Origin of the sequence: Mesorhizobium japonicum MAFF 303099 (genome assembly GCF_000009625.1) — a bacterium.
Lineage (GTDB): Bacteria > Pseudomonadota > Alphaproteobacteria > Rhizobiales > Rhizobiaceae > Mesorhizobium > Mesorhizobium japonicum.
The window spans coordinates 831,840-845,006 of the sequence record NC_002678.2 but is presented as its reverse complement, the minus strand read 5'-3'; the positions used below and the strand labels follow the sequence as shown (position 1 = coordinate 845,006).

Here is a 13,167-nt window from a genome sequence, read left to right as displayed (position 1 = left end):
ACTAATAGCGCGGAACCAAGGGAAGAGAAATGCTCAGCGGCATCAAAGTCGTCAGCTTCTGCCATTTTCTGCAGGGTCCTGCGGGCGCCCAATATCTCGCCGACATGGGAGCGGATGTGGTCAAGGTCGAACCTATCGATGGGGCCCATGAACGCCGGTGGTCGGGTGCTGACGTTTATGTGGAAGGAGTCAGCGGCTTCTATCTCTGCGCCAACCGCAACAAGCGCTCCATCGGCATTGATCTGAAGAGCACGGAAGGCAAGCAAGTCGCCCGACGTCTGATCGCCGGCGCCGATGTGGTGATGGAGAATTTCCGGCCGGGCGTGTTCACCAAGCTTGGCTTTGACGAGGAAACGCTCCGCGGCATCAACCCCAATCTGATTTTCGCCTCGGCGAGCGGTTTTGGCGCAACAGGCCCGATGGCGATGAACCCCGGCCAGGATCTTCTCGCCCAGGCGCGCTCCGGTCTGATGAGCGTGACCGGAACGCCGGAACGTGGCCCTACGCCGGTCGGTGCAGCGATCGTCGACCAACATGGCGGGGCACTTCTGGCGATGGGCATTCTCGGTGCATTGGTGCGCCGCCTGCGGGACGGCAAGGGGACTCGCGTCGAGGCAAGCCTGATCAATGCCGCAATCGATCTGCAAGGCGAGCCCCTGGTCAATTACTTCGCTGGCGGGATGACCCGCGAGGTGTTGAACCGTGAGAAAAACCTGGCCACCTGGTTTCATGCAGCGCCCTACGGCGTATACCCTGCCACCGACGGCCATGTGGTCGTGTCGCTGTGCGAATCCGCCGTGCTGGCCGATGCGCTCGACAGTGATGCCCTGCGCGAGCTAGTCGGCGTCGACCGCTATGTCGAACGCGATGACTATGCGCGCCGACTGGCCGGCGCTACAGCGCGGTTCACTACTGCCGAACTTGCCGAGCGCTTTGATCGTCATGGCATCTGGTGGGCGCCTATCAATTATTACGACGATCTGCTGGCCGACCCGCAGCTCAGCCATTCCCACGTGTTTCGGCAGGTGAACGTGCGTGGCCGCACGATACAGTTGGTCAACCATCCCAACCGCTACGACGGCGAGGTGCCCGCGCTGCGATACCTCGCTTTGGAGATCGGCGAGCACACACACGAGATCCTAGACGAGCTTGGCTATGCGGAAGTTGAGATCCAGCGCCTGCTGACGTCAAAGGCCGTGGTCGCATCCCGCGAAAAGGATGATGCGGTGGCAAGGAAGGCTTCGTGATGCTGGAACAGGTTTCCCCGGCTGCAATCGGCGCTGCTATGCCCGAGAAAGCAGCGTCCATCAACCGCGGGCTTGCCATTGTGACGGGAGGCCGTCGTGGCATCGGGCGAGCCATCTGTTGTGAACTCGCGCAGGCGGGTTTCGACATCGCTGTCATTGATATCGTCGACGATGAGAATGCCAGCGAGACTGTCAATCTTGTCCGCAGGCACGGGCGAAATGCTGCCTTTTATCGCAAGGACATATCCGAAACCTCGGACAATACGGCCTTGATAGAGCGCATCGAAGCCGATCTGGGGGGGGCCACTTGCCTGGTCAACAACGCTGGCGTCCAGGTTTCAGTGCGTGGCGATCTACTCGATGTTTCCGAGGAGAGCTTCGACCGGCTCGTCGGTATCAATCTGCGCGGCACGTTCTTCTTCACCCAGGCCGTCGCTCGCGCGATGATTTCCCGGCCGCATGTCCGGCTCGAACGATCGGTCGTGACGATCACCTCTGCGAACGCAGGCTTGGTCTCGCCGGAAAAAGGGCCGTACTGCATATCCAAGGCTGGACTGTCGATGGCTTCCCAGCAGTTCGCCATTCGTCTGGCGGATACAGGCATCCGGGTGCACGAGATTCGCCCAGGCCTGATCCAGACCGACATGACCGCAGACGTCTATGAGAAATATTCGGCGCAGGTCGAAGCCGGACAACTCTCGGCAATCAGACGGTGGGGGCAGCCTGAAGACATTGCCCGCGGGGTGGCGACGCTGGCCGTCGGCGGCATGCCATTCAGCACCGGGGACATCTACCACATCGGCGGCGGCATGCAGATGCATCGCCTGTGAGCTTTTTTTGAGGAACCGTGAAAACGATTTCTCGGTTTGGAGACGAGGATGAAGGACGCAGTTCTCGAAATGCGCGGCATCCACAAGCGCTTTCCGGGTGTGCATGCGCTGAACAATGTCAGCTTCGCCGTGCGCAAGGGAAGCGTGCATGGCGTCATCGGTGAAAACGGTGCCGGCAAGTCGACATTGATGCGCGTCCTGTCTGGCGCGTTCCCGGCCAACGAGGGTGAAGTGGCCATCGACGGGGATGTGGTGGCGGCGCCGACGCCTGAGCGGATGCTTGAGCTCGGAATCGCGGTCATTTATCAAGAGCTCGCCCAGGCTCCGCATCTCACAGTGGTTGAAAACATCTTTCTCGGCCGCCTGCCGAAAACGCGTCTGGGCACGATCGACTGGCGCCGGGCGAAAGCCGCAGCTCAAGATGTGCTCGACAGGCTTGGCTTCCGTGTCGATCCGGCAGCGCGCATCGACACGATCAGTGTCGCGCAGCGCCAGATGGTCGAGATAGCCAAGGCGATTGCCCGCGAGGCTCGCATCGTGGTGCTCGATGAGCCGTCCGCTGTTCTCGGCGACTTCGAGCTTGAACATCTTTTCAAGACGATCCGGCGGCTGAGCAGCGAACACGGCGTCGCGTTCATCTACATCACCCATCGCCTCAAGGAGCTCTATGAGATTTGCGACGAGGTCACCGTGCTTCGGGATGGCCAGGTCGTTGCCTCGATGCCGCTTGGCCAGACGACCACGGCCGATCTCATCCGCCATATGGTCGGGCGCGAATTCAAGGACGTATTTCCACCGCGCTCGCAGCCCGGCGACGAGATCCGCTTAGACGTACGCAACCTATCGCGGAACGGCGTGCTGAAGGATATCTCCTTCAATGTCAGGCGCGGCGAAATCGTCGGCATCTGCGGTCTTGCCGGAGCGGGCCGGACCGAGGTGCTGCGCGCTATCGCCGGCGCCGATCCGATCGACGGCGGCGAGATCAGGATCGACGGCCAAGTGGTCGCTATCGACGGGCCGCGTCGGGCACTTGCGCATGGCGTCGGTCTGCTGCCCGAGGATCGCAAGACAGAGGGGCTGTTCCTCGACCAGTCGGTGGCATTTAACGTCACCGTTTCCCAGATGACGCCGTTGACCCGCAGTGGCCTGATCAGTGGCCGTCGCGAGCACGAGGCTGTCTCCCTGTTCATCCAGCAGATGCGCATCAAGACGCCGAGCCCCAGCACCAAGGTCCGCACCTTGTCGGGCGGCAATCAGCAGAAATGTGGCATCGCCCGACAACTGCATGCGGGGACGGAAATTCTGCTGGTCGACGAACCGACGCGCGGCGTCGACGTGGCAGCCAAGCGTGAAATCTACGACCTGCTCGCCGAACTGACATCGAAGCGCGGCGCAAGCGTCGTGATGGTCTCGTCAGAATTGCCGGAAATCCTTGGCCTCTGCAATCGCATCATCGTCATGCGCGAGGGCGCCATTTCGGCGGTTCTCGACGGCGAGGACGCGACCGAGGAAACAATCATGGCCCATGCGGTTTGGCAGTGAGGAACGACGTGAGCACGCGCAGCTACCAACAATTCATCGGCGGGCGGTTTGTCGACGGCTCAGGTTCCGGTTCGATCGAGCGCCGATCGCCGGCCACAGGTGACCTGGTCGCCCGATATGCTGATGGCACGCCCGAGGACGTCGATCTTGCAGTCGAGGCGGCCCGCATCGCTTTCGAGGACGGGCCGTGGCCGCGTATGAGCGGCATGGAGCGCGCCGAGGTCCTGAACCGTCTTGCCGATTTGATCCGCACCAATCGCGACAGGCTGGTCAGGATTGAGGTCGAGGAGGTCGGCAAGCCAGTTCGTTTTGCGCGCGGCGATATTGACGGTGCAGCCGGCCTGACACGTTATGCAGCTTCGCTGGCCATGCAGATGGCGGGCCTGACCTACACGAACATCGGCGATGGCAAGACGGCGCTGATCAGCCGCGAAGCAGTGGGCGTCGTGGCGCTGGTCACGCCATGGAATTTCCCGGCGCTGATCCTGTCGCAGAAAGTCCCGTTCGCGCTCGCTGCCGGCTGCACTGTGGTGCTGAAGCCATCCGAGTTCACGCCAGGCTCCGCGTTCGAAATCGCCGCGCTTGCGGCGGAGGCCGGCGTGCCGGCCGGCGCCTTCAATGTCGTCAGCGGTTATGGCGCAACCGCCGGCGACCACCTGACGGGGCATATGGGCATCGACTTCGTTTCCTTCACCGGTTCGACGCGCACCGGCAGCCGCGTCGTCGGCAACACGTCCCGTCATCTGGTCAAATCCTCGGTCGAACTGGGCGGCAAGTCGGCCAATATCGTCTTTGCCGATGCGGATCTGGAAGCCGCGGCGGACGGTGCGCTGATGGGCGTGTTCTTCAACAATGGCGAGTGCTGCGTTTCGGGTTCTCGGCTGTTCGTGCAGTCCTCCATTGCCGACGACTTCATCGCCAAAGTGATCGCGCGCTCCCGCAAGATGAAGGTCGGCGATCCGTTCGACGACGACACGGATGTCGGCGCGCTGATCGACCGCAACCATCTGGCCAAGGTGACCGGCTTCGTCAAAAGCGGGATCGAGGAAGGCGCCCAACTGGTGCTCGGCGGCAACGTAGCGGCAGGGGCGGTAGGTCATTTTCACGAAGCGACCATTTTCGACCGGGTCGAGCCGCATATGACCATCTTCCGCGAAGAGATCTTTGGCCCGGTGCTCAGCATCACACGCTTCGATACGGTGGATGACGCGGTGCGGTTGGCCAATGATACTGCCTATGGCCTGTCCAACTACATCTGGTCGAAGAATATCGACACGGTCCTTACCGTCGCCAAGCGGTTGAAGAGCGGCTGGGTGCAGGCCAACACAATCATCGACGGCGCCCCGCAACTGCCGCTCACTGGGGTGAAGGGATCCGGCTTCGGCTACGAGATGGGCCAGGCCGGCTTTGAAGAGTTCACCCAACTCAAGACGCTTCTCATTCAGACCGGGCCGCGCGCTCCGGTGTTTCCGGTCTGAGGCGGGTCATGACCATTCCGCGCCTTATCGTCACCGATGTCGACCGCACCTTGCTGACGCACGACCATGTGCTTCCGCAGCGTGTTGCCGACGCTCTGCACGTGGCACGAGAGGCCGGCATCATGATTGTTCTGGCAACGGCGCGCTCGCCGCTCGGGCTAAAGCCCTATGCGGAGAAGCTTGGGATTGCAGGCCTCGCCATCTGCTTCAACGGTGGCTGGATCGGTAATGTCTCGACCGGCGTTGCGCTGTCCGAGCAGCGGATCGGTCGCACCGATGCGCTGCACACCATGGCCACGGCGCAAGCGGCGGGCGTTCGGCCGATGTGGTTCACCGGCCACGCCATTCACGCACTTGCCGAAGACCCGATCATCGCACGCGAAGCCAGCGTGACCGCAGAGCCATTAGTCGTGGCGAAGGCGTTGGAAGACCTGCCGGGCGAACCCGGCAAGATAATGTGTGTCGCCGCGCAGCCCATGGACCGTGAAGCCTTTGGAGCTCTCCGCGTACAGCTTGCCCGGTGCCTGTCGGTATCGGGATCGCATCCACGTCTGCTCGAGATCGGTCCGCTCGGCATCTCCAAGAAGACCGCCATCGCGACCGTTGCTACCGAACTCGGAATGGCGGCGTCGGACTGCGCCGCCGCCGGCGACGCCGAGAATGATCTTGAGATGCTGGTCTGGGCCGGAACGGCGGTCTCGGTCGAAAACGCGGTCCCGGAAGCCAAGCGGCTCGCGCATTTCGTTGGACCGTCCTGCGACGAGGGCGGGCTGGCCGATGCGGTGGCCTGGCTGCTGCAACGGCAATCGACCCTCGCAATGGCGCACGAATCGGGAGGAAGGAATGGCTGAGATGACAACGGGACAAGGATTGGCGTCGATCCGGCCGGGGTCGGTGGGTCGGTTGCGAGGCTGGGCGCAAAGCCTTGGCCTGCTCTGGGTCCTGATAGTGTTGTGCGCCTTCGCAGTGTATCTGTCGCCGAGCTTCATCCAGACCGGCAACATGTTGAATGTCGGCCGCCAGGTCGCGCTGTTTGGCATCGTCAGCGTCGGCATGACCTTCGTGATTCTGACACGCGGCATCGATCTTTCCGTCGGTTCCATCGTCGGTGTCGTCGCGGTTGCCACAGCGCTGATGCTCTCATCTGGCGTTCCAATCCCGTTGGCGATGATTGCGGCGCTGGGGATGGGAGCCGTGTTCGGCGCCATCAACGGAGCAGGCGTCGTTTTCTTTGGCATGCCGCCCTTCATCATGACCCTCGGCACGCTGGTGATGGGGCGCGGCATTGCCATGACCATCGCCAACGGCGAGCCGAAGACGCTTGGCGATGCCTCGGATGCCTTCTCCTATCTGGGAAGCGGTTTTCTCTTCGGCATTCCCGTACCGATCTGGATCTTCGTTGCCATAGCCGCCGTGGCTTTCGTTGTCCTACGACACACGCCTTTCGGTCGCCAAATCTACGCGGTCGGTTCAAACACCGAGGCGGCGCGGCTTGCCGGCATCAACGTGCCGCGCGTGCTGATGTCGGTCTATGCCATCTCGGGCGTGCTGTCGGCGCTGACCGCCCTGGTTTTTGTCTCACGGCTCACCGTTGGTGAGCCCACCGCTGGCACCAATCTCGAACTCGAGGCCATCTCGATCGTCGTCATCGGCGGCACCAGCCTGTTTGGCGGCGAAGGCGGCGTCATCGGCACCGTGATCGGCGCCGCAATCATTGCCGTCATGGCTAATATATTGAATTTGCTAGGTATATCGCCATTCACACAGCAGATCGTGAAGGGCGCCATCATCATCGCCGCGGTGATGTTCGAGGTCTACCGTCACAAAAGACGGTCCTGACATCCATGTGCGGCAGCACTTGCCAGAAGGGCCGGCCGTCGCGCTTTGGAGCCTGAAATGAAAAACAATGGAGGAGTGAAAAAATGACCAGTCGCAGACATTTCCTACGCACCACGGCACTTGCCGCCACCCTGGTACTCGGCGCCATGATGCCGGGCGCGGTCCTGGCTCAGGACAAGATCAAGATCGGCTTCAGCCAAGGCACCATGAACCATCCTTGGCGCGTCGCCATGGTGGAGGGCAACAAGAAGTACGCCGCCGAGCATTATCCGGATGTCGATCTCATCGTCACTGACGGCAACAACGATGCTTCCAAGCAGGTGGCAGACGTCGAAAGCCTGATCGCACAAGGCATCAAGGTGCTGATGATCTCGCCGCTGACCGAGCAGGCACTGACCCCGGTCGTGAAGGAAGCAATGGATGCCGGGATCAAGGTTGTGACTCTCGACCGCAAGGTCAACACGCCTGTGACCGTTCATGTCGGCGGCGAGAACCTGCCGCTCGGCGTTGGCGCGGGCGAATTCCTTGCGAAGAAATTGAATGGCAAAGGCAACATCATCGAGTTGCAAGGGACGGCGGGGGCATCGGCCACCATCGATCGCAACAAGGGGTTTGCAGAAGCGATCGCAAAGCACCCGGACATGAAGGTGGTAGCATCGCAGAACTGTGACTACACCCGCGACAAGGCGGTGAAGTTCATGGAAGACATGGTGCAGCGGTTTGGTCCCGGCCAGATCCAGGCGGTGTACGCGCACAATGACGAGATGGCACTCGGCGCGATCCAGGTGCTGGAGGCCGCCGGCCGGCTCAATGAAGTGGCGGTGGTCGGTATCGACGGCCAGGAGACTGCTTTCGAGGCAGTCAAACAGGGCAAGCTCGCCGCAACCTTCGTTTATCCGTTCGTGGCGCCGGAAGGGATCGAGACCGCTTACAAGGTGGCCAAGGGTGAAGAGGTCCCGGAGACGATCACCTTGCCGACGGTCTCAGTGACCCCGGACAATATCGCCGACATGATCGGCAAGGGCTTCTAAGTCCTCCCTGGGCAACGGGACGCCGCACTGGCGCGGCGTCCCGAAATTTCAAATAGGAACTGAATGATGAGCGACAAGAAACCGTTTGCTGCCCATGGCGTCATTCCCGCCTGCCTGATGCCGTTCACCGCCGATCTGGCTGTCGATGAGAGTGCCTACCGCAAGCACCTCGCTGACGTCTCCTCGGTCGAAGGCATTTCCGGCATCACGATCAATGGTCATGCGGCCGAAGTGCACGCGCTCACCATCGACGAGCAATACCGCGCGATAGTGGTAGCCAAGGATGTGTTGCAGGATCAGGTTCCGACCATTGTCGGTGTCTACACAAACTCCAGCCTCGAGGCAGCGCGCATCGCCGCCTATGCTGAGCAAGAGGGGGCGGACGCGCTGCTGGTTTTCCCGCCGGACTTCATGACGCTCGGTGGGCACCTGCGGCCAGAGATGATCGTCGAGCATCTGAAGCGCATTACCGATGCGTCCAACCTTCCCATCATCCTGTTCCAGTATCCGCTGGCATCGAACCTTGCTTACCCGCTTCAGACATTGCTCGACCTCTGCCGTCGTTTTCCCTCGATCGTCGCGATTAAAGACCAGTGCGGCGATGGCAATTTGCATGAACGTCAGATCCGCGAATTGAAAGCTCTCGACCGACCGGTCAACACCCTCACCACCCACAGCGCCTGGTTGCTCGGCTCGCTGACGCTTGGCTGCGACGGGCTCCTGTCGGGTGCCGGCAGCGTCATCGCCAGCCTTCAGGTCGCGCTGTACCGTGCCGTGCAGGCAAACAATCTCAAGACTGCCAAGGCAATCAATGACCGCATCTATCCGACGGTACGGGCCTTTTATGACGCGCCGCTTCTCGATATGCACAATCGCATGAAAGAGGCGCTGGTGCTGCTCGGGCGACTGGACGAAGCTCACGTCCGGCCCCCATTGATGAAGCCAGACCCCGCCGAGATCGAGAAGATTCGGGGACTGCTGAATGCTGCCGGATTGAGCGCGGAGACGCTTTACAGGAAGGTCGCCTAGTCGATGATGGACCGCCTCGTTCAGGCAGTGGAACCGGCGCCCGGCATCCGACTGCTGACGCTCAACCGGCCGGACAAGCTGAACGCGTTGTCCAAGGCGTTGCTGGCCGAATTGAGCCACCTGCTTTCTGGCTACGACGCCGACACGGAGGTCGGCTGCGTGGTGCTGACGGGTGCCGGTCGCGCCTTTGCGGCAGGCGCCGACATCTCTGACATGCTGGAACGCGGGGTCGCCTCCTACGCCGACCCGGAACGGCTGGCATGCTGGCGCGCCATTGAGGGCTTCACCAAGCCGATTATCGCCGCCGTGAATGGATATGCGCTGGGCGGCGGGCTGGAGCTTGCGCTTCTGTGCGACATCGTCATTGCCTCGCAAGCAGCTCAATTCGCGACTCCTGAAATCAAGATCGGCGCGTTTCCCGGCGATGGCGGCACGCAGCGTCTGCCACGTCTCGTCGGCAAATCCTTTGCCATGCAGATGGTCCTGACCGGTGACATGGTCGATGCGACCCTCGCCGAGCGCAAAGGACTGGTCAGCGAAGTCGTGGAGGCGGACAGGCTCCTGCCACGGGCGCTGGAGATCGCCGCTGCGATCGCCGCCAAGTCGGTTGCCATCACGCCCTATGCGAAGAAGGCCGTTCTGGCGGCATTCGAAACCGAACTGCAAAGCGGGCTCGAGATTGAGCACCGGCTGACCGTCGAGGCATTCGGCAAGGAGGACCGGATTGAAGGGCTGCGAGCCTTTGCCGAGAAACGGGCGCCGGCCTTCAGGGGCAAATAGGACTGAGGAGCCAGGTCCGCCAGGGGTTCGTTGCGCGGACGGAGAAGGCGCCTTCGGGCGCGAGTGGAGGCAGAACATGTGGGATTACATAATTGTCGGCGCGGGCTCGGCCGGTTGCGTGCTGGCAAACCGCCTGTCAGAGGATCCTGACGTCAAGGTCCTGCTGCTGGAGGCTGGCAGCCGGGATTGGAATCCGATGATCCATATTCCCGGCGGCATCGGCAAGCTGTTCGGGCCGGGCGTCAACTGGCGGTTCCACACGGTGCCGCAGAAGAACCTCGACAACCGCTCCATCTGGTATCCGCAAGGCAAGACCCTTGGCGGCTCAAGCTCGATCAACGCGATGATCTACATCCGATGCCAAAAGGAAGACTATGACAATTGGGCAGCACTCGGAAACGACGGATGGGCTTATGAGGATGTCTTGCCCTATTTCCGTAAATCCGAGGACAATGATCGGCTCGCCAATCGCTATCACGGGCTGGGCGGTCCGCTCGCAGTTTCGGATCAGGTCGGTCCGCACCCATTGACCCGGGCATTTGTCCGTGCCGTGCAACAATATGGCCTGCCGTTCAATCCCGACTTCAACGGCGACACCATGTATGGCGCCGGCTTCTACCAGGTCACCTGTCGCGATGGCCGCCGCCGCTCGTCCGCCGTCTCCTATCTGCATCCCGTCAGCAGGCGGCCCAACTTGACAGTCAGGACCCATGCCCGAGTCACAAGGATCGTTGTCGAGAACGGCCGCGCCGTCGGCGTCGAACTTTCCGAGGGCAAATCGCGGAAAGTACTCCGGGCCGAAAGCGAGGTAATCGTATCGGCAGGAGCCATCAACTCGCCGCGCCTGCTGATGCTGTCCGGTATCGGCCCGGCCGACAAGTTGCAAGCTCTCGGGATCGCTCCGGTCGCCGATCTCAGCGGTGTCGGTCGGAACCTCCAGGATCATCTCTGCACCAATGTCCATCTGACGCTCAAGGACCCAATCAGCTATGACGGCCAGGATCGCTATCCCAAGGCGCTCCTGCACGGCATTCGCTGGCTGCTCTATCGCAATGGCCCTGCCGCCTCGGTCATTGTCGAGGGCGGCGGCTTCTTCCAGAGCGAGGGAGCGAAGCGGCCCGACCTTCAGATTCACATCGCGCCGGCGATGGTGGTACGCGGCGGTCAGACGCGGCTCGACGGGCATGGTTTTACCATCAACTCGACATTCCTTCGACCACGTAGCATCGGCTCGGTGGAGGTCCGCTCTTCGAACCCCGCCGACGAGCCGCTGGTTGACCCCAACTATCTTTCTGACCCATACGATCGCGGCATGGCATTGAAATCAGTACGGATCATCCGGGACGTGCTGGCGCAAAGCGAAATCGCCAAGTTCGTCAAGGTCGAGCGGCTGCCTGGGCCGGCTGCGAAGACCGACGAGGAATTGATGGCCTACATCAGGCAATATGCCTGCTGCGACTATCACCCTGTTGGCACCTGCAAGATGGGCGTCGACGAGACCGCAGTCGTCGATCCCGAACTGCGTGTGCGCGGAGTCGACGGACTGCGGGTGATCGACTCATCGATCATGCCGGTGCTGATCAGCGGCAACACCAATGGACCGACGATGATGATCGGCGAAAAAGGCGCCGATCTGGTGAAGGGCGTCCAGTCTGGTCGCTCCGCACAAGCGATCGCGGCAGTCGCGTAAGTTTCTGGAGACCGGACCGATGCAATTCCTCGTCTTGTCTCGGCGCCGGACCGACCAATTCAGCGAAGCGGATTTCGAACAGCTGGTACCCAGCGAGGGGGCACAGGCCCGCCATCTCTATAGCATCGGCTTCACGCGCCAGATCTGGCATCGCGGTGATATGCCCGGTGCGTGCCAGATAGTCGAGGCGAGGGACGAGATCGAGGTTCGCGAGAAGCTGGCGACGTTGCCGCTGGCGAGGGCGGGGATGCTTCACTTCGAAATCGTCCCGCTGAAACCCTACGCTGGTTTCAATCTGCCCTGAGGCCTACTGTTGTTCCTATGCAGTCGCACCGAGGTCCGACTATGGCGCGACGCGTCAGCAACGTCGTTGCGGCTGAGATGGGGTCGCCAGCAAAATGGCGCCTTTCCCGCTAGTTAATTCTGGAACCGGACCGCCTGCTTTCGGCCCAAACCGGTCGTCAAATAGTTCTACAATTCGCGATCGACTGGGGTTCCTGGAAGCTTTTCGAACTCTCTGTCTTGCTGCTCCCGTCGAGATGCGCCCGCTTCTGAAGGAGGTCGGGGTCTGGACCCGTCTCGGTGCTGCAAAGACCGGTGGGGAGCGGCAAAGTCCGACCCATCAGCGTCGCGGCTCCGTTGCTAAACGTCTATTTCGCGCCACATGTCCGCCCTAGGACCAGATTGGCCGCTTCCTGACAGCAGACATAGTCCTGCGACTACACTAGAGTCCTGATAGCGCCAGCACTGAACCTCCACTACGCATCTGGTCGGTCGGCGAAAACATCGCACATATGCTCAAAGGCTCGCGCGACGGCGAGACGGGGTGGGGCGACCGCTGGGTCCTGCTCGGCTTCGACCACGAGCCACCCGCCGTAGCCTTGATCCCTGACAAAGCGGGCAATTGGGACGAAGTCTACGATTCCATCTCCCGGCACCGTGAATACTCCCCTGCGCACACCGGCATTGAAGCTCAGATCGCCGGTACGGACTTCTTCCAGAACCGGCCTGCGGATATCCTTGAGGTGGATATGGTTGATACGGTCTCCAAAGCGCTCGATCAGTCGGACGTAGTCAAAGCCGGCTGCCACGGCGTGACCGGTGTCGAGCAGCAAGCCTGTCTCTGGTCCCACTTTGTCGAAGATTCCCGAGATCTCGTCGAATGTCTCGGCAACCATCATCAGATGATGATGGTACGCAAGTTTAAGATCGTACTCCTCGGCAAGACGCTTCGCGAACTCGGTCAACCGCGCAGCATACGCAGCCATGTCTGCCTTCGGCATGATTACTCGCTTTGACATCGGAACATCGAGCGGCGATCCCGGCGTCATCATCGCGACCTCGCCGTAAACCATCACTTTGCAATCCATCGCGTGCAGGAGGCCGGCATGGCTGGCGGCCGCTTCCATTTCTTCGCCAACGCCACGTTCAGCTAGTTTTCCCGAATGCCAGCCGGACGCCAGGGCGAGACCATGGCTGGCAAGCAGCGGGCTCAGGGCGTTTGCATCTCGCGGAAACTTTCGCCCGAGCTCCACGCCATGATATCCAGCATCGGCGGCGTCACGCAGGCAGGTTTCCAGCGGTATATCCGCGCCAAGGTCTTCAAGAACGTCGTTCGCCCAGGACAGCGGACTGACGGCTAGTCGCACGTCGGGCGGCAGCAAGATATCAATCTGGGTCATTGCATTCCCTGCATAATGT

12 protein-coding genes are annotated in these 13,167 nt (G+C 61.4%); 11 read left to right on the top strand and 1 reads right to left on the bottom strand.

The window, feature by feature from the left end; genetic code table 11:
- Positions 1-29: 29 nt before the first annotated feature.
- From MAFF_RS05240 to MAFF_RS05190, 11 genes are all read left to right on the top strand, one after another.
- A complete protein-coding gene (locus MAFF_RS05240; RefSeq protein WP_010909841.1) occupies positions 30-1,247 on the top strand; it encodes a CaiB/BaiF CoA transferase family protein in 1,218 nt (405 codons plus the stop codon).
- A complete protein-coding gene (locus tag MAFF_RS05235) occupies positions 1,247-2,077 on the top strand; it encodes a 3-ketoacyl-ACP reductase (RefSeq protein WP_010909840.1) in 831 nt (276 codons plus the stop codon). The genes MAFF_RS05240 and MAFF_RS05235 overlap by 1 nt, the downstream gene beginning before the upstream one ends.
- Positions 2,078-2,125: 48 nt before the next feature.
- The gene (locus MAFF_RS05230; protein WP_010909839.1) at positions 2,126-3,619 is read left to right on the top strand and encodes a sugar ABC transporter ATP-binding protein; all 1,494 of its coding nucleotides are present in this window, start codon (positions 2,126-2,128) and stop codon (positions 3,617-3,619) included.
- A gap of 8 nt (positions 3,620-3,627) precedes the next feature.
- Positions 3,628-5,097, top strand: a complete 1,470-nt coding sequence (locus MAFF_RS05225; RefSeq protein WP_157865919.1) for an aldehyde dehydrogenase family protein — start codon at positions 3,628-3,630, stop codon at positions 5,095-5,097.
- 8 nt (positions 5,098-5,105) lie between these two features.
- Positions 5,106-5,948 carry a Cof-type HAD-IIB family hydrolase gene (locus MAFF_RS05220; RefSeq protein WP_010909837.1) on the top strand — a complete coding sequence of 281 codons (843 nt, stop codon included), beginning with the start codon at positions 5,106-5,108 and terminating at the stop codon, positions 5,946-5,948.
- Positions 5,941-6,936: an ABC transporter permease gene (locus tag MAFF_RS05215; protein ID WP_010909836.1), complete on the top strand. Its 996-nt coding sequence runs from the start codon at positions 5,941-5,943 to the stop codon at positions 6,934-6,936. The genes MAFF_RS05220 and MAFF_RS05215 overlap by 8 nt, the downstream gene beginning before the upstream one ends.
- Positions 6,937-7,082: 146 nt before the next feature.
- Positions 7,083-7,967 carry a substrate-binding domain-containing protein gene (locus tag MAFF_RS05210; RefSeq protein WP_244420723.1) on the top strand — a complete coding sequence of 295 codons (885 nt, stop codon included), beginning with the start codon at positions 7,083-7,085 and terminating at the stop codon, positions 7,965-7,967.
- Between the two features lie 63 nt (positions 7,968-8,030).
- Positions 8,031-8,996: a dihydrodipicolinate synthase family protein gene (locus tag MAFF_RS05205; RefSeq protein ID WP_010909834.1), complete on the top strand. Its 966-nt coding sequence runs from the start codon at positions 8,031-8,033 to the stop codon at positions 8,994-8,996.
- A gap of 3 nt (positions 8,997-8,999) precedes the next feature.
- Complete coding sequence (locus MAFF_RS05200) at positions 9,000-9,776, top strand: enoyl-CoA hydratase-related protein (protein WP_010909833.1); 777 nt, start codon at positions 9,000-9,002, stop codon at positions 9,774-9,776.
- Positions 9,777-9,852: 76 nt separating this feature from the next.
- Positions 9,853-11,466: a GMC family oxidoreductase gene (locus MAFF_RS05195; RefSeq protein WP_010909832.1), complete on the top strand. Its 1,614-nt coding sequence runs from the start codon at positions 9,853-9,855 to the stop codon at positions 11,464-11,466.
- A gap of 19 nt (positions 11,467-11,485) precedes the next feature.
- Positions 11,486-11,770 (top strand): muconolactone Delta-isomerase family protein, encoded by a 285-nt coding sequence (locus MAFF_RS05190; protein ID WP_010909831.1) that lies wholly within the window; start codon positions 11,486-11,488, stop codon positions 11,768-11,770.
- Positions 11,771-12,224: 454 nt separating this feature from the next.
- On the opposite strand, the gene iolE is transcribed toward MAFF_RS05190, so the two are convergent.
- Entirely contained in the window at positions 12,225-13,148 is a 924-nt protein-coding gene (gene iolE, locus MAFF_RS05185; protein WP_044547781.1) for a myo-inosose-2 dehydratase, read from the bottom strand.
- Positions 13,149-13,167: the final 19 nt, after the last annotated feature.